This window comes from Hymenobacter jejuensis, assembly GCF_006337165.1.
Lineage (GTDB): Bacteria > Bacteroidota > Bacteroidia > Cytophagales > Hymenobacteraceae > Hymenobacter > Hymenobacter jejuensis.
This window is the reverse complement of record NZ_CP040896.1, coordinates 334,608-352,254: the sequence shown is the minus strand read 5'-3', so window position 1 is coordinate 352,254 and position 17,647 is coordinate 334,608. Positions and strand designations below refer to the sequence as shown.

Genomic DNA, 17,647 nt, shown 5'->3' with positions numbered 1-17,647 from the left:
GGGACCGAAACCGCGTTTTCGCGCATACAAAAGCCGCGGCCAGCATCAGCTAGTCGCGGCTTTTGTGGTGTTGCACTCAGGCTAAGAGGCTAGTAGCCAGGGTTCTGGGTAATGTTTGGATTAACGGCCAGCTGCTGATTGGGAATGGGGAAGATCAGGTACGTACTGGCGCTAGCCTGGGTTCGTACATCGGAAGGGGCTAAAAATTTGCCGAACCGAATCAGATCCTGCCGCCGCCATAGCTCCAGATATAACTCCCGGCCGCGCTCGTCAAGCAGGGCATCCAGCGTGAGCGAAGTCAGTGCACTGGCTCCACGCGATGGATGGGTGCGAATCGAGTTGACCAGAGCCAACGCGGTGCCACCATACGGGCCGGCATTGGTGGCAGTGCCACCCCGCAGAATAGCTTCGGCCTTCATGAGCAAAATATCGGGCAGTCGCAAGTGCACCATGTCGTTATCGGTGAGGGCGCTAGGGTCGTTGGGCACATCAGGGGCGTATTTAAATACGCGGATGCCAGTTGATTCTAGGTTGCTGCCCGTTTCGATAATGCTAACTGTAGGCGTAAATATCAGCCGCTCACCACGCGTGCGGGTCTCCAGAGGAGCATCGGTTGCTAGGTTGTATTGTTGTCCCACTAGGAAGCCCACATTGATGCGGTTGCCGGGGTTCACATTTACGCCCTGGCCGGTGTACTTGTACGCGGTACCCCGCCGCTTGTCGTTGGCCTCAAACTTATTGTAGAACTCAGCGGGCACGGCCGGGCCGTTGTAGCCGCTGGGGTTCATGTTGTAGTGAGAGGTAAACCGCCACAAGTCGCGCATGGACCCGCTGCTTGACCCGCCTATATTTTCATTGGTGAAGATGTTTTCCGTGCCGATGGTCCCGTTAGCCGGCGCGAAATTATCGAAGTAGTTGGCGGCGAATGTGTAGCGGTTGCCGGCAATAATTTGGTCTGCCAATTGAATCACTAAGTTCATGTCGGCAGGCGCAAACGTGGGTGCTGCGCGGTTGGCGTACACGCCTCGGTTCAGGTAACACTTCATCAACAGGCCGCGAGCGGCATCCTTCGTGGCGCGGGTTTTTGGAGCATCGGCCAAGTTAGGTATGATGGCGTTCAGCTCACTGATGATGTAGTCCAGAGCCTCTGTGCCCTTGCGCACACGGGCGTTGGAGGTTACCAACTCACCCGGGTCGCGGTAGGGTACCTGGTCGAACATATCCAAGGTCCAATAATTGGCCCAGGCTCGCAAGAAGCGCGCTTCCGCATCCTGCTGAGGGCTGGGGTTGAACCGGAGCATGTCGGTGGCGGCGAACACTACGCCCCCTAAGCCGTTGAAGCTGTTGCGAATCTGCTCGTTGTTGGCGTCCCAGGTGTGCAGGTGCAATTGACGCCACTTGCCATTGTCATCCCAGTCTGGCCCACGTGTAGGCATAATACGTTCGTCCGTAGACACTTCCGATAAGGCAAACACGTTGGCGGCACCCTGAAATGGGTCGCGCATGGCGATGTATACCCCGTTGAGCAAGCTGGCCGTATTGGCTGTGGTGGAGGTGCTTCCGGTGGCCGGAGCCGTGCTATTCAATTCTTCGTCTAGGTTGCAACTATTCGCTAGAGGTAGCAGCGCCAGAAGAGCGGCGATGCCTAGTGTTTTTTTCGTCTTCATGATGACTAGAGGCAAGAAGGTTACAAGGAAACGCTAAGGCCAATGGTGAACGTGCGGGCCGGTGGGTAACCGATGTAGTCGATACCTACCGAAGGGACACTGCTGCTTGGTGGCGCGCCCGTGGCGGAGTTGGAAGGCCCAGTGCTAGAACCTTTGTTGGTGTTTACTTCCGGGTCAAAACCATTGTAGTTGGTGATTACGAACAGGTTTTGGCCGGTGATGTATACGTTTGTACCCTTGAACACCTTGCTCAAGTCACCGACGCTATAGGAGAGCGTTAGGTTCGACAGCTTTAGGTAGCTGGCGTCTTCAATGAAGCGCGAGGAAGGCGCCACCGGGTTGCTCAAAGCTTCTTTTACGGGTGCTTCGAAGTTGGCCAGTGCAATGTTTTTACCCGTCCTGATTTGACTTACATTGACCACGCTGTTGAACGTGTTGTTGTACACATCCACGCCCGATACGCCGGTTACGTTGGCTACTAAAGCGAGCTTTTTGTAACGTGCCGTAACACCGCCGCCGAGTAACGCGCGGGGATTGGGGTTGCCGACATACCGCGTCCGCCCCTGATCCGCGTAGGAAGCTTGCCCGGTGGTTGGGTCGATGCCTTCAAACTGCTGCACGAAAAAGGCGTTGATCGGATAACCGTTGGTAATCGCCTGTACTTGCACGCCTGAGAGCCCTTGCCCGTTCAGATCGCCGGTGAAAATAGGCCCCAACAAGTCCGATACCCTGTTCTTGATAAAGGTGGCATTACCGTTGATGCTCAGGCCAAACCCGTCGGGCTGATCCAGAATAGTAGATGTTAGGCCCAGTTCTACCCCTTTGTTCAGAACCTGGCCGCTAAGGTTTCTCCATGTCACCACCGCGCCCGGCGCAGCTGGGAAGCCAGCAGTTGTGGGAAATAACAGGTCGGTAGTAACTTTTCGAAAGTAATCGCCCGTGAGGGTCAGGCGGTTGTTAAACAGAGCTAGGTCAATCCCTGCGTTATACTGCTCGTCTGACTGCCACTTTAGGTCGGGGTTGGGATTGGTAAGCTGGCCCGATGCGCCATTGCCGTTGAAGAGGAAACTAAGCTGGCCCTGTGATGAGCCGGCCGGAAACTCTTGGTTGCCCGTGCGACCATAGCCCACCCGAACTTTGAATTGACTAATCGGTGCAACTTGGAAGAAGCTTTCTTGGCTGACATCCCAAGCTGCGGAGAAGGAGGGAAAGTAACCGTACCGGTTATTCGCGCCAAACTTGCTACTGCCGTCTGCTCGCAGCGTGGCCGTTAGCAAATACCGCTCTTTGTAGTTCAGAATAGCCCGGCCAAAGTACGATTGCAGGGCCGTATTCGGGTCAGTGAACGAATAAAGGTTGCGGGCGCTCGGGTTAGTGATTTGCAGGTAGTTCGTGGGGTCCAGCCCGTTTTTGCCAAAGCCGCCCTTAGGCCCCAAGGCGTTCAGGTTCACAATGGAGTTAGAAAACTTCGTGTACTCGTAACCCAGCACGGCGTTCAGGTTCAGGTCCGCCGTGATTTTTTTGTTGAAGTTCAGCGTATTCGTGACCTGTTGTGTCAACAGCTCGTTCTGCCCCACGGCGACAAAGCCGGAGCCGGCGTAGTCCTGTAAGTTGAGGCGCGAATCGATGCTGGTGCGCCGGACGCCGGTGCCATAATTGACGCTGTACAGCAGCCGGTATTCCAGCCAGTCGGCAAACTTGTAATACGGTGAAACGCTGCCCAAAACGGTAGTTACGCGGGAGTTGTCGTCGTACAATTCCGACTGCGCTAAGGGGTTTACTGTGGTGCTGCCCCGCAGGATGTTCAGCGTGTCGTTCAGGCGCAACGGATTAGTCGGGTTCCACTGCAGTGCCTGACCAATGAGGCTCCCTTGAAAACCGGCGTTGTTGCTGATAGGCGCCAGCTGTTCGCGGAACTGGCTGGCATTAAGGTTGATATCAATACCCAGCTTTTTGCTTTCCAAGAAGGTGAAGTTGGTCGCGACGGCCGTGCTGTACTTCTTGAAGTCGGTTTTGCGCACGATCCCTTTCTGATCGAGGTAGCCAAGCGACACCCGGTAGCGGCCCATTTCGTTGCCGCCGCTCAGGGCCACGTTGTAGTTTTGCACTGAGCCTGTGCGCAAAATGGCATCCAGGGCATCTACGTCGCCGCCTAAGTCGTTGCTAGGACTGGCATCATAGTAGGTCAGGGCGCGTCGATACTGGGAGGCGTCGAGTACTTTCAGCCGCCGTAGCAAGGTGGAAACTCCACCCGAAACAGTGAAATCCAGCTGCGGGGCACCTGCTTTTCCGCGCTTGGTGTTGATGAGCACCACGCCATAGGCTGCCCGTGAGCCGTAGATGGCAGTAGCGGATGCATCTTTGAGCACCGTCACCGACTCGATGTCGTTGGGATTCAGGAAATTCAGCGGGTTGCTGTCGGCGCCGTTGCCCAAGCCAGCCGTAGCCAGGCCCGGCCGGGCCGTGCGGCCATCGAGCGGCACGCCGTCCACCACGTACAGCGGTTGGCCAGTGCCCGTTACGGCCGAGATGCCACGGATGCGAACAGCTGCCGCGCCGCCGGGCTGTCCGCTGTTGTTGGTAATTTGCACGCCCGACGTGCGACCCTGCAACAGCTGGTCGGGCGAGGTGTAGGTGCCCTTGTTGAAGTCCTCTTTGCCCACCACCGAAACGGAGCCAGTCAAATCTTGCTTCCGGGCCGTGCCGTAACCGACCACTACTACTTCCTTCAGGGCTTGGGCGTCTTCCTTCAGCGCTACCTCCACCGTGGATTTGCCCGTAATATTGACCTGCTGAGAAGAGTACCCTACGAACGAGAACGCCAGCGTCGTGGCCGACTCCGGCACTTGCAGTTGGAAGCTGCCGTCGCCACCGGAGCTCGTGCCGACTGTCGTGCCGGGCACAATAATCGTGACCCCCGGCAATCCATTGCCTTGTGCGTCAACCACTTTGCCGGAGATGGGCCGGTTTGCCTGCGCCATACTCAGGAGCGGAATTAGGATGGCTAGCATGCTAAGCGCGAAGAGCCGTAGCAGCGCCACCCGGTTTCCATCAGTGTGAGCGGCCCGTGGCAACTCACACGATTCATACCGTTTGTACCAGTTGTTACTCATAAGTGAAAAGATAAAAGTGTGTGGGGATTGTGCTTTTAATCAGGCAATTGGGTATTCTGGAAACGTTTGTGGGAAAAGATTGAAAAAATAGAGTAGAGATCATTGTAGGCCGATGACTACCGCCTGCCAGGGCTGAAGTGCGAAGGCGCTACCGGCTTGCAGCGTCGGGTAATTGTTGAGCCAGGGTTGCCCGGCGGGTTTCAGGCCGGTGGGTAGGCTCCAGGTGCGCTTGTCAGAAGAGAAATTGAGCACCACCAGCACCCGCTCCTTGCCCAGCGTGCGCATGTAGGCGTAAATGTGTGGGTTGGCCTCGTCGAGGAGTTGGTACTGCCCATACACCAATACTTTGTGCTGCCGGCGCAGGGCAACGGCTTTGCGGAAGTAGTTCAGAATGGAATTGGGATCTTTGTCTTCCTGTAATTTATTTATAGTCAAATAGTTAGGATTGGTGCCAATCCAGGGGGTGCCGGTTGTGAAGCCGGCATTGGCCGTAGCGTCCCACTGAAAAGGCGTGCGGCCGTTATCCCGCGACGATTTGGCCAGGCGCGTCAGGAAGGTGGGCAGGTCGGCACCGATTTGTTGCAGGTGCTGGTACTGGTTGCGGGCAGCCACGTCGCGGAAGTCGGTAATGCTCTTAAATACGCTGTTGGTCATGCCCAATTCGTCGCCGGCGTAGTAGAAAGGCGTGCCGCGCATGGTGAGCAAAAACGTGGTCAATAGCTTCGACGACGGCGCCCGGAAGGCGGGCCGGTCGTCGCCCCAGCGCGATACCATGCGCACCTGATCGTGGTTGCCTAGGTAAATGGTACCCCAACCTTTCTCGGCAAAAGCCTTATCCCAACGGGTATATACCTTCTTGAATTCCAGTAGATTATACCCTTGCGGGTCGAGGTAGTCGTAGTCTTTGTCGTGCTTGTAGCCAATGCCCATGCCCTCGAAGTGGTAGGCCATGTTTAGCTCGTGGCGGGCGGGGTCCACAAACTTCATCGCGTCTTCGGGCGAGGCGCCCGCGCCTTCCGAAATCGTCACGACGTTGTATTTGCTGATGACCTCGCGGTTCATCTCCTGGATGTAGTCGTGCAGGTGCGGGCCACTGCTGTAATACCTGACGATATCTTGCTCATAACCGGCTGGAAAGGCCGGAAATGTCGTGTCCTTGGCCACGTACTGAAACGCATCCATGCGAAAGCCGTCAATGCCCTTGTCCAGCCAGAAACGCATGATGCTGTACACTTCCTGGCGGAGCTTGGGGTTTTCCCAATTCAGGTCGGGCTGCTTGCGCGAGAAGTAGTGCAGGTAATACGCGTTGGTGAGCGAATCGTATTTCCACGCGTTGTTGTCGACGTCGAACAGGCTGTAGCGGGGCGTCGGCTTGCCCTTTTCGGCGGGCCACCAATGGTAATAATTGCGGTAGGGGTTGGTGCGCGAGCTGCGCGATTGCTTAAACCACTGGTGCTCGTCGCTGCTGTGGTTCACCACCAAATCCATCACCAGCTTGATGCCCCGATCGTGCATGCCTTTGAGCAAGGCGTCGAAGTCCTTCATCGTGCCAAACTCCGGCATGATCTGGCGGTAGTCGGAGATGTCGTAGCCGTTGTCGTCGTTGGGCGACGCATAAATGGGATTGAGCCACACGGTGCCCACCCCCAGGCTTTTCAGGTAATCGAGCCGCGAAATAATGCCCTTCAAATCGCCTACGCCATCGCCGTTGCTGTCCTGGAAGCTGCGCGGATATATCTGATAGACAATTGTTTCCTTCCACCATTCCGGCTTGTTCGCACCTCCAACAACAGCCGTTGCTTGCTGGGCTACGCTTGGTAGGCAAGCCAACAGCTCCAAGGCGAGAGCTAACAGCAACGGTAGGCATCTTTTCATATAGGAGCTTCAGGGGCAAAGACTCTTAACGATATTAAGATTGACCAAATGGGGTGCGAACCTGCGATGTGCCTTAAGGCAAACCGCAGCTTATCGCGTGGATAAAGGCTTTGATAGCCTTTTGGTTAATGCATTGATTAAAAGATCGTTATGTGGAAAAGGCTGCGATCCGGGAATCCAGTAAGACTGGAAAGCAAATGCAGCGTCAAGCGCTCAAAATCTTGGGTGAAGAGTTAATCTTTTGGCTGTCAAATAGAACATTGTAGAGAGCCCTACAAGGAGGTGCCCCGACAATTTCACTGATTTGAAGAACCAGTAGCATAGGGAGAAAAGCTAAAAACAGGCTGCGTGGCGGTCTTGCAAACGTTTGTTGCAAGCTTTTTATGAGGCGATAACAAGGGAGGCTTTACTTAGTTTTTCAACGCATAAATAAGGAGTTTACGAATATTTAATTGGCTTAAATGTATGATAATTAGATTGCTATGCAAATATTCACGGTTATAATTATAAGCCATTCGTAATGCGCTGGGTAGCAAAATCAAGGCGAATGCTCTGGAAAAAGGGCAAATCTGCAAACGATACAAATGGTCGCGCAGGACAATAGCACGCAGGCTCTTGGCCTTCCGTCTTTATCAAAACTCCAGATTTTCCGCAGGGCTCGCCAAGCCCGATCCGGGCGCATTGCCTACCTTATTGATCACTCGCAGTGTAGTTGCCTACCATAAGCCCAGTTCTTTTCCCTGCCCTATGCTACTTCCCACCCGTACCTGGTTGAAAACCAGCTTTTGTGCTCTATTACTGTTGTGTACAGCGTCGCTGTCGGCCCAAACGCCTGACCCTTGGCACATCGACGCCGATCGGGTGGACCCCGCCAATTATTATGGCGTGACCGTGGCCAACGGCATGATTGGCATTGTGTCGTCGCCCGTGCCGTTTCAGGTTAAAAACGTGGTGCTAGCCGGGGCGTACGACCAGTACGGGCGGGGGCGGGTGAGCAACTTTCTCAACAGCTTCAACCTGTTGAACATGTATCTGGAAGTGGATGGCCACCGGCTCGATGCCAAAGACGCCCGCAACTTCCGCCAGCAGCTTGATATGCAGCGCGCTTCGCTGACCACCACCTTCGACTACGCCGACAAAGCCACCATCCGCTACACCTATTACGCGCTGCGCCACCTGCCTTTCACGGTACTGCTCGACGTGTCCATTACGGCCAAAAAGGATGTGTCCCTCACGGCCGCCAGCGTCATGGAAGCGCCTGATGCCCTGCGTGATGTGCAGAACTACTACAACGAAATCGACCGGCCCCACGCTACGCTAAGCCTGCTTACTTCCTCGGCCAAAAGCCCCACGGGCAAGCTGCTGCTGTGCGCGAGCACCAGCTTTTTGTTTGAGGAGCCACACGGTCAGGAGCCGCGCATCATTCATGAGATGTGGGACAACAACATGCACCTCATGAAATTCGGCAAGGCCCTGAAGGCCGGTCAAACATACAGCTACGCCGTGGCTGGCTCATCTATCACGTCGGCCCACCACGCCGACCCACTCAACGAAGCCGAGCGCCTCACCATTTTTGCCCGGCTCGAAGGCCGCGAGCGCCTGCTCGCGTTTCATGCTAAAGCCTGGAAAGAGCTGTGGCAGAGCGATATCCAGATAATCGGCGACGCGCAGGCCCAGCAAGATGTGCACAGCATGCTCTACCACCTCTACAGCTTTTCGCGGGCGGGCACCGATTTTTCGCCGTCGCCCATGGGCCTGTCGGGGCTGGGCTACAACGGCCACGTTTTCTGGGACACCGACGTGTGGATGTTTCCGGCGCTGGTTGTGCTGCACCCCGAAATCGCGAAATCGTTGCTGGAATACCGTTTTCAGCGGCTGGAAGCGGCCCGCCGCAATGCCTTTTCGCACGGGTACCAAGGGGCCATGTTTCCGTGGGAAAGCGCCGATACGGGCGTGGAAGAAACGCCGGTCTGGGCCCTCAGCGGGCCATTTGAGCACCACATTTCGGCTTGCGTAGCCCTGGCCGCCTGGCAATATTACTGCGTAACCCAAGACAAAACCTGGCTGCGCGAGAAAGGCTGGCCCATCTTATCGGCCACTGCCGACTTCTGGGCCAGCCGGGTCGAACGCAACGGCCCCGGCCACTACGACATCAAGAACGTAGTGGCTTCCGACGAGTGGGCCGAAAACGTTGATAATGACGCATTTACCAACGCCGCCGCGCAAGTAAACCTGCGCAACGCCGCCGCCGCTGCCAAGCTGCTGGGGCTAAAAGCCAACCCCGACTGGGTACACGTTGCCCAGAACATTCCCCTGCTGCATTTCCCCGACGGCGTCACCCAGGAGCACGCTACCTACCACGGCGAAGGCATCAAGCAAGGCGACGTCAACCTGCTGGCTTACCCGCTGGGCGTAGTGACGGCGCCGGCCCAAATCAAGAAAGACTTGGCCTATTACGAAACGCGCGTGCCCACCGAAGGCACGCCCGCCATGACGCAGGCCATTTTTGCATTGCTCTATTCGCGGTTGGGCGATGGCGCCAAGGCCCAGCATTTTTTCCAGGATGCGTACACGCCCAATCTGCTGCCGCCCTTCCGCGTGATCGCCGAAACCAAGGGCGGCACCAATCCTTACTTTGCCACGGGCGCGGGCGGCGTCTTGCAGGCCGTGCTCATGGGCTTCGGCGGCCTCGACATCACGCCCACGGGCATCGTGCAGCGCAAAACCACATTGCCCACGGGCTGGCAATCGGTGAAAATCACGGGGGTGGGGGTGCAGCGGAAAACGTATTCGCTAACGCGTTGATTAATAATAACTTATACCAAAAAAAGCGGTAGCCGAAGGCAGGGCGGCTTGCCACCCGAAAAGCTATCGCTTTAGTAAGTACTTATTCAAGCCGATTTTCCGGTTACTGCGGATGCCGTCTACTACCGATTCGGCGTTGAGGCGGGCGCCGGCTTCGTTGGTGTGGGTGTGGTCGCCGGGGAAAAAGGCCTTCACCGCTTCAGGGCCCATTTTGTCGTATTTAAGAGCCGTGATCTCGTTAAGATTGATGAAGGCAACGCCTTCCTGCTGAGCTACTTCGGCGGCCCACTTGCCAAAATCGCTGCTGGCCCGCACGACTTTGCCGTCTTTCCACTCGTTGCGCGGAATCATGGAAGCCACAATGGGCGCGGCGCCTTTGGCCTTGGCTTCGCGGATGAATTTGCGCAGGTACCAGCCATACGTGTTCACGGTTTCGGGATGGCCGTCGGGCCACACCAGGTTCTTCGTTTCGGCGCCGGTGCCGCGCAGCACGCCGCGCCGACCGGCTTTGGTCGTATCGGGCGGGCTGCCTTCGTTGTGGCCAAACTGCATGATGAGAAAATCGCCGGGCTTGAGGGCGGCCACGGTCTTGTCCCAACGGCCTTCCGTGATGAACGTGCGCGTGCTGCGGCCCGCCATGGCGTTGTTTTGCACCCGCAGGCGCGTGGTGTCAAAATAGCTGGCCAGTACATTGCCCCAGCCCATTTGAGGCGCGTTGGTGTTGCGCACCGTCGAGTCGCCGATCAGAAAGAGCGTGGGCCGCGTTTTGGGCTTTCCAAAACCCGCAATCAGGAAGAGTAGGAGGGCGGCCAGCAGATACCGCTGGGCTGAGTTGAAGTTCATGCTAAGAATAACCTGTTGGTAATCAGATGTAAATAGCGAATTAGATCACATAAATAAAGGTTGAAGCGAATGCCGGCTGCAGTGTCCTGCACTCACCTGCAAACAGTGGTTGTTAATCAATGGCTTTGTTGAGTAATTACTTGATTATCAGTAATTTATAATTTTAGTATTTCTTGTTCTGCTGAGCGCATCCGAAGCAGGACAAACCCACTGCGCTTACGAAATCCTCGCTGACTCTTATTTAACGACTCCGTCCATGCCTTCGCCCAGGTAGTAGCTGGTGTGCGGCGGCTGGTTGTAGCCCACATTTTCGCGTGCTACACCCAAGCGGTAGGCGGGGTCCTGCATAAGGGTAACGAACCGATACGGGGACGGAATGGTGGTGGTAAAAATCAACAGATCCTGGTTGTTGGTGTTGCGCCAGATGACTTCCTCGCGCCAGTCGCCAAACAGGTCGGCGCTGAGGCACGGTGTGGCTTTGGTGCCGTTGTTGGACGCGGCCCCGAAAGCATCGGCGGCCAGTAAGGGTTTGGCCTGGCTATTTTGGTAATCCCACTTATCGATGGTGGTGCGGTCGAGCAATTCGCGCAGCAAATCGCCATCCCACCACACGCCGAAATTTACAGCCCGCGGCGCCTTGCCGATGCGCTCGCCCTTGATCGTGCGCAGGCCAATTTCATCGGAGCCGCCCCACACCTCGGCCCCCAGGTAGCGCGGATCGATGTCGGCGGCCATGGCCCGGCCGGCATCTTGCCCGTAGTCGCCGCCCCAGAGCACTTTCCCGGTGGTGGCATCGTAGAGGGCCGCACCGGGGCCGTTTTCGTGGCCGGGTACTTTTTCCTCGTTTTCGTGCACCCCCCAAGCTTCCAGATCGGGCGTGGTGGGGTCGAAGTTGCTGACGTGCAGGGCGTCGCCGTGGCGCAGGCCGGTGGAAAACAAGCCCTGCCCGTTGTCGTCGACGACCATCGAGCCGTACACGATTTCGTCCTTGCCGTCGAAATCTACGTCGTTGACGCTCAGCCCGTGGTTGCCCATCCCGGAGAAAGCATTTTGCGCATCTTTTGAGTCAAAAACCCAACGGGAAGTGAGCTTTCCGCCGCGCCAGTCCCAAGCGGCCAGTACTGAGCGGCCATAGTAGCCGCGGCACATCACCACGCTGGGCTGCTGCCCGTCGAGGTAGGCCACGGCGGCTAGAAAGCGGTCGGCACGGTTGCCGTAGCTGTCGTTGCCGCCGTTGCCGCCGATGCCACCCCACCCGTCGAGCGGACCGCGGGCTGGCAGGTAAGCCGTGGAGGCGAGCGCGGCCCCGGTAAGGCCATTGAACACCGTAAAGTACTCCGGCCCCGCCAGGATGCGGCCGTAGCGGCTGTCGCGCGCGGCGGGCACTTGCACCCCGTCGGTGGGTATAGTGAGCGAGCGGTAATCTTTGGCCGCGTCGCCGATGCTTTTGCCTTGGCCATCGATGGTGCCGTCGGCGGTTTTGCAGGCGATCTCCGCCTTGCCGTCGCCGTCGAGGTCATAGGCCATAAACTGCGTGTAGTGCGCGCCGGCGCGGATATTCTTGCCCAAGTTAATGCGCCAAAGCCGGGTGCCATTCAGCTTGTAAGCATCCAGAATAACGGGGCCGGCAAGTCCCGCTGAGCCGTTGTCGCGCGAATTAGACGGGTCCCATTTCAGAATGATCTCATATTCGCCGTCGCCGTCGAGGTCGGCAACGGAGGCATCGTTGGCGCTGTAGGTGAAAGGGCTCACGTCGGGGCCGCTGCTCACGGTGCCGCCCTCTGGGCGCTGGAGCGGCACGCGCATAAACTGCTGTGCCCAGACCGAAGCGGTGTTGCCCGTTTCTTTGCCCGTGCCGCTTGCTCCAGCCAAGCGAACGGAGTACGTGTAAGCCGTGTGATCTACCGCCGTTTTGTCTACCCAATTCGTGCCTTTCGTCAGGGGCTGGCGATTGAGCTGAACAGCGGCGCGGTTGCCACTCTGGCGAAAGAGGTTGAATGCCGCATTCGGTGGATCAGAATTAAGTAACCTCCAGCTAATGAATACGTTGCCTTTTTCCTGTTGTACAGCCACAACGCCCCGCCCCAAGCGTTCCATCTGCCGCTGATCCCGAGTGGCGAGCGTAGCCTTCGGGGCCCAACTGGTGGTCAGCCCACCGGCTACCAGCAACAGAAAAGTAGTGCCCCATGCCCCCAACTTAAGTCGAGATGGTCGGTAGCCATCAGCACCAGAAGGCGAAAAGCGGAAGAAACTATCCATCATTATATCATCAGGAAAATAAAGGCCGCATTGGTAGCTATTGTCAAGATTTGGCCCTAAAAAAGCTGCCCCGGATGCGGAGCAGCTTTTTGAAAAGGGGATAGGAGCGACACGAAAGCCGGGCTAGTTGTAGCCGGGGTTCTGCTGCCAGAAGCCCGGATTTACTTGCAGCTCCTGCAACGGAATCGGGAACAGCAGGTCGTGTTCGTCGAGGGGGGCAGGGTGGCGCACGCCGTTGGTTTTGATGAAGTCGTTCATCACGGTGAGGGCGCGGCCCGTGCGTACCAAGTCGAACCAGCGAATGCCTTCGGCGGCAAACTCCCAGCGGCGCTCCTGCTCCAGGGCGAGGCGGAAGGCTTCCTTGCTCATGGTAGTCAGTGCTTTTAGGCCCGAGCGGGTACGGATGCGGTTAATGTAGGTAAGGGCCTGGGCGGGCACCGAGCCCCCGTTGGCCACTTCTTCGTTCAGCACCTCGGCCTGCATCAGTACTACGTCTTCAAAGCGAACAACGGGATAGTTGTTGGGGTAATCGCGCTGGCCGGTGGGAGCGGTGGTGCCTTTTTCCAGAAACTTCGTGAACTGCGTGCGGCCCGACCGAGCGTTGGTTTTCGTATCGACATAGCCCGAGTCGAGCGTGGCAAACTTGCGCTTATCGAGCTTAGGCCAGCCCGCACCGAGCAGGTTGGGATTGACGGTAGCGTCCGGGCCGAAAGGCTGGAAAGCGGACCACTGCGACGGAAACTGGAACGCCTGATCGGAAGGGGTCTGGCTGCCCAAGCCACCGGTACCCGAGATGTACTGAATCTCGAACACGCTGAACTTGTTGTCGTTGGCCGTTTTGAACAAGTCGGGGTAGTTTGCGGCCACGGCGCCGGCAGCGCCTTCCTGGGCAATCACGTCGCTTAGTTGCTGCTTGGCCAGGGCCAGCTTATCAGCTTGCTTGAGCGGGTAGCCGTACATGGTTAGGTACACGCGGCCCAACAGCGCTTTGGCCGCCCACTTGGTCGCGCGGCCTTTGTCGCCAGCAGCGTAGGTAGCCGGCAGGTTGTCGGCCGCAAACTTCAGGTCTTCCACGATGAAGTTGTACACATCGGCGACCGGCGACCGCGGAATGGTTTTGGCGTCCTGAATAGAAAGCGTTTTGTCGGCGATCGGCACGGGGCCCCAGTAGCGCACCAGGTCGAAGTAAGACAGGGCGCGCAGGAAGCGGGCTTCTCCTTTGAATTGGTTTGTCCGCGCAAAGGTGAAGGGCTCAATTTTCTCCAGTAGCAGGTTGGCGCGGTACACGACTTCGTACAAGTCGGTCCAGGTGGCCTGGAGCTGGCCGGTTTGGGAGGTAGCCGAGAAGCCGTTGATGTCGGCGTAATCGCGCTGTACGTTCAACGCCGTGTTAATCAAGATGTTATCGCTGCGCATCTCGGCCATGTTCCACTGCGAGTTGGTCGGAAACGTAAGCGTGCCGTTGTAAATAGCCATCACACCCTGGTTCACGTCCGATTCGTCTTTGTAGAAATCGGCGGTGCTGTTGTGGGCTTCGGGGGCAATGTCGAGCGCGTCTTTGCAGGAAGGCAGCAGCAGCCCTCCTAGGCTTAGCAACGTGGCGCAGGCAACTATTTTAAGTGATTTCATCGTCAAGACTATGGGAAAGGTGGTCAGGATCAGAGCGTCAGGTTGAAGCCGAACGTGAAGGTGCGGGCTTGCGGGTAGCCGCCGTAATCATAAGAGCCGAGGCCTGTGCCGTTGGAGGCTTCCGGAGTGTAGCCACCTGCGTATTTGTCCCAGATGTAAGCGTTTTCAAGCGCCAGATACACACGGGCGCGGTTGTAGAAGCGCACGCTGGGGAGCGTATAGCCCAGGGTGATGTTTTTGAGGCGGATGTAGTCGGAACTGTAGAGCCAGCGGGTGTCGTAGTATGCACCTGTGGTGGCGTTGATGCTCGGCGTCATGCCGTCGCCGGGTTCCGCTTCCGACTTCCAGCGGTTTTCCCACTTCGCCAGCTTGTTGTAGAGGTAGCCCATGCCGGGGCGGTCGATGGAGCGGCCCACCAGCGAGTAAATCTGGCCACCCTGCTGGGCATTGATCAAGATCGACAGGTCGAAGTGCTTGTAGGTGAAGTTGTTAGTCATGCCAAAGATGAACTTCGGCTGCGGGTTGCCCACGATGGTGCGATCGTTGTTGTCGATCACGCCGTCGCCGTTTACGTCGCGGTACTTCGAGTCGCCGGGCAGCGTTTTGGCCATGTGCGGGCTGCTGTCGATGTCCTTCTGATCTTTATACACCCCGATCACGTCGTAAAGCAAGAACGCATTGACTGGCTGGCCCACCTGCACAATAGAAGTCAGGTTGGTAAAACCTGTCGGGATGGGGTTGTCGTCGAAGCCCAGGCGCAGCACTTTGTTTTGGTTGTACGACACGTTGAAGGACGTATTCCAGGTGAGAGCGCCCACTAGGTTGCGGGAGTTTAGGCCTAGCTCCACGCCCTGGTTGCGGATGTCGCCGATGTTCTGGTAGCTGTTGGTAAAGCCTGTCAGCGACGACTGAATGGCACTGAGCAACAACCGCGACGTCGTGCGGGTGTACACGTCGGCCGACACCGAGAGGCGGCTGCGCAGCACACTGAAATCAAGGCCAGCGTTGTAGCTGCTGGTTTGTTCCCAGCCCAAGTTGTCGTTGGCATAATTGCCTGGTGCATAGCCAGTTACAGCAACACCGTTGAGCGAGTAGTTATACGGATTGAGCAGCGAGTACTGCACGTTGTCGGGGATGCGGTTGTTGCCCGTCACGCCCCAGCTGGCGCGCAGCTTCAGGTCGCTCATGAAGTTGATGTTCTTCATGAAGTTCTCCTCCGATAGGCGCCAGCCCAGCGAGGCCGCCGGGAACAACCCCCAGTGGGAGTTGGCCCCAAACTTCGACGAGCCATCGCGGCGCAAGCTGCCCGATACCAGGTACTTCTCTTTGTAGTTGTACTGCACCCGCCCAAACACCGAAATCAGGTTGGTTTTGAAAGGCACCGTGGTGTTGGTGGTGGTCACGGAGTTGGCGTTGCTGAACAGGCCCGACCAGTCGTTGGGCAGCTTCGTGGCTTCCTGGAAGCTGTTGTCTTGGCGGGTACGCTCATCCGAAGCACCCAGGATGGCGTTGATGTTGTGATCGCCAAACTGATGGGTGTAGCTCAGCAGGCTTTGCGCCAGGTAGCGCGTGCCAAAGTTCTGCGTCCGGCGCGAGCGGCTCAGGGCACCTTCGTTGGTGGCGGTAGCCCAATCGCGGCTGGAGTTGGTGGGGTAAAACTCGTCGCCGAGCATGTAGTTATTGTCCATGGCGCCCAGCAGCTGTAGCTGGAAATCCTTGATCAGGTCGATGTTCAGGCCCATGTTGGCATTGAGGCGGGTGCGGGTCGTGCTCACTTTTGTACGCTCCATTACCGCCACGGGGCTGATGTAACGCCCCGACCAGGCGTACGCCGGATACGGATCGGCACCTACCAGCACCCCGGCATCTTTGGGGCCTACCGGCGGCATCTGAATGGCATTCAGGGCTTGCTGGTCTTTGCCATCGACGCGGCCCAGTCCCGACCATTCGGTGGAAGGCGCCAGGGTCATCGTTAGGCGAATGCCCTTGCGCACTTTGGCGTCCAGGTTGGCCCGCAGCGTAGCGCGTTGCAGGTTGGTACCCAGTACGATACCCTGTTGGCTCAGGTAAGAGCCGTTGACGTTGTAGGTAAAATCGTCGGTGCCGCCCGAAACCCCGATCTGGTACTGCTGCATCACAGCCTGCCGGAACATGGCCTTCTGCCAGTCGGTGTAGGCAAGACTATCGGTGCCGTACTGCCACTTGGGGTCGTACATGTAGGTGGCGTTGGGGTGGGCCGGCGTCACAACGGCGGTTGGAGTCGTCAGCTCGCGGGCCCGGAAATCCATCGGGTCGTTGGCGGTGTAGGTTTTGCCCAAGGTTTTGCCGCGGTTCACCCACGCCTCGTCGATGCCTTCTTTCCGCTGCTGAATCCACTGTTCCGGCCCCATCATGTCCATGCGGCGCTCCAGATTCTGGATGCCGGTGTAGCCCGAAAATTGCAGCTGCGCCTTGCCTTTCTTGCCCCGCTTGGTGGTCACGATCACGACGCCGTTGGAACCGCGCGAGCCGTAAATGGCCGCCGAAGCCGCATCTTTCAGCACTTCGAGGTTGGCCACGTCGGTGGGGTTGATGCCACGCAGATTGTCCACGGGCACGCCGTCCACGACATACAAAGGCTCCGTAGAGGCGTTGATGGAGCCCGTGCCGCGGACGCGGATTTGCAGCTCCGCGCCCGGCTCGCCCGAAACCGTTTGCACCGTCACGCCGGGCATTTGGCCGGCCAGCGCATTCTCGATGCGGTTGACGGGACGCTCCTCAATTTCTTTGGCCGTAACGCCCGCCACGGCCCCGGTTACGTTGCCGCGCTTTTGGGTGCCGTAGCCTACTACCACAGCCTCGTCCAGCATTTTAGTGTCCTGCGCCAGCGCAATAGAAATTTTTGTTTGACCATTGATGGCTACTTCTTTTGAGGTATAGCCCACGAAGGAAAACACGAGCGTACCGTTCAGGTCCGGCACATTCAGGGAGAACGTGCCGTCGGCGGCGGAACTGGTGCCGTTGGTCGTGCCTTTCACCACGATCGTCACGCCGGGCAGGGTCTCTTTGCTGTCGGCAGTTATTACTTTGCCGGTAATGGTCTGGGCCTGCGCAAACGCGCTCTGCGCAAGCAGCAGCAACACCAGCAACGGCAGTAATCTAGATAAGCAGTAAAGCTTTTTCATAGGGGTAAACAGGGTTTTAGGAAGGCAGCTTGTGCAAAGGTTTGCGCAGGGGGTGAGCAAACCGGGTTGTGAGCGTTAGGTATTAGGAATAAGAAGCAAAGACAAGCACTACTAACGGCGTGGTTGCTGAGTGGCAGCTTCAGCCTTATCGGGCGCCGTGTCAAATCAGAACTTCACGATAAATACCTAAAGCTATCGGCAGCCCTCGCTTCCTCCTTCCCGTACCCTCCTGTCCTAAAGAATTTTATCCGAACACCCAGAAGTCCTAACTCCATCCCGCCCCCGCCCCGCG

The 17,647-nt window shown here is 57.5% G+C and carries 8 protein-coding genes; 1 reads left to right on the top strand and 7 read right to left on the bottom strand.

Annotated features, from left to right (window positions below):
- Nucleotides 1-89: 89 nt before the first annotated feature.
- From FHG12_RS01220 to FHG12_RS01210, 3 genes are all read right to left on the bottom strand, one after another.
- The gene (locus FHG12_RS01220; protein ID WP_139513790.1) at nt 90-1,667 is read right to left on the bottom strand and encodes a RagB/SusD family nutrient uptake outer membrane protein; all 1,578 of its coding nucleotides are present in this window, start codon (nt 1,665-1,667) and stop codon (nt 90-92) included.
- A gap of 20 nt (nt 1,668-1,687) precedes the next feature.
- Nucleotides 1,688-4,780 (bottom strand): SusC/RagA family TonB-linked outer membrane protein, encoded by a 3,093-nt coding sequence (locus FHG12_RS01215; protein ID WP_230471247.1) that lies wholly within the window; start codon nt 4,778-4,780, stop codon nt 1,688-1,690.
- A gap of 99 nt (nt 4,781-4,879) precedes the next feature.
- Nucleotides 4,880-6,655: a glycoside hydrolase family 13 protein gene (locus tag FHG12_RS01210; protein ID WP_139513788.1), complete on the bottom strand. Its 1,776-nt coding sequence runs from the start codon at nt 6,653-6,655 to the stop codon at nt 4,880-4,882.
- 747 nt (nt 6,656-7,402) lie between these two features.
- On the opposite strand from FHG12_RS01210, the gene FHG12_RS01205 reads away from it, so the two are divergent.
- On the top strand, nt 7,403-9,460 hold the full coding sequence (locus FHG12_RS01205; RefSeq protein WP_230471246.1) for a glycoside hydrolase family 65 protein: 2,058 nt from the start codon (nt 7,403-7,405) through the stop codon (nt 9,458-9,460).
- Nucleotides 9,461-9,523: 63 nt separating this feature from the next.
- On the opposite strand, the gene FHG12_RS01200 is transcribed toward FHG12_RS01205, so the two are convergent.
- From FHG12_RS01200 to FHG12_RS01185, 4 genes are all read right to left on the bottom strand, one after another.
- A complete protein-coding gene (locus FHG12_RS01200; RefSeq protein WP_139513787.1) occupies nt 9,524-10,303 on the bottom strand; it encodes a rhamnogalacturonan acetylesterase in 780 nt (259 codons plus the stop codon).
- Between the two features lie 237 nt (nt 10,304-10,540).
- A complete protein-coding gene (locus FHG12_RS01195) occupies nt 10,541-12,565 on the bottom strand; it encodes a rhamnogalacturonan lyase (RefSeq protein WP_317129694.1) in 2,025 nt (674 codons plus the stop codon).
- Nucleotides 12,566-12,685: 120 nt separating this feature from the next.
- Nucleotides 12,686-14,191 carry a RagB/SusD family nutrient uptake outer membrane protein gene (locus tag FHG12_RS01190; RefSeq protein ID WP_139513785.1) on the bottom strand — a complete coding sequence of 502 codons (1,506 nt, stop codon included), beginning with the start codon at nt 14,189-14,191 and terminating at the stop codon, nt 12,686-12,688.
- Between the two features lie 29 nt (nt 14,192-14,220).
- Nucleotides 14,221-17,355: a SusC/RagA family TonB-linked outer membrane protein gene (locus FHG12_RS01185; RefSeq protein WP_139513783.1), complete on the bottom strand. Its 3,135-nt coding sequence runs from the start codon at nt 17,353-17,355 to the stop codon at nt 14,221-14,223.
- Between the last annotated feature and the right edge of the window lie 292 nt (nt 17,356-17,647).

Coding starts and splice junctions, on each gene's coding strand:
- FHG12_RS01185 (WP_139513783.1), bottom strand. CDS start 17,355: ATGAAAAAGCTTTACTGCTTATCTAGATTACTGCCGTTGCTGGTGTTG.
- FHG12_RS01205 (WP_230471246.1), top strand. CDS start 7,403: ATGCTACTTCCCACCCGTACCTGGTTGAAAACCAGCTTTTGTGCTCTA.
- FHG12_RS01215 (WP_230471247.1), bottom strand. CDS start 4,780: ATGAGTAACAACTGGTACAAACGGTATGAATCGTGTGAGTTGCCACGG.
- FHG12_RS01220 (WP_139513790.1), bottom strand. CDS start 1,667: ATGAAGACGAAAAAAACACTAGGCATCGCCGCTCTTCTGGCGCTGCTA.
- FHG12_RS01200 (WP_139513787.1), bottom strand. CDS start 10,303: ATGAACTTCAACTCAGCCCAGCGGTATCTGCTGGCCGCCCTCCTACTC.
- FHG12_RS01190 (WP_139513785.1), bottom strand. CDS start 14,191: ATGAAATCACTTAAAATAGTTGCCTGCGCCACGTTGCTAAGCCTAGGA.
- FHG12_RS01195 (WP_317129694.1), bottom strand. CDS start 12,565: ATGATGGATAGTTTCTTCCGCTTTTCGCCTTCTGGTGCTGATGGCTAC.
- FHG12_RS01210 (WP_139513788.1), bottom strand. CDS start 6,655: ATGAAAAGATGCCTACCGTTGCTGTTAGCTCTCGCCTTGGAGCTGTTG.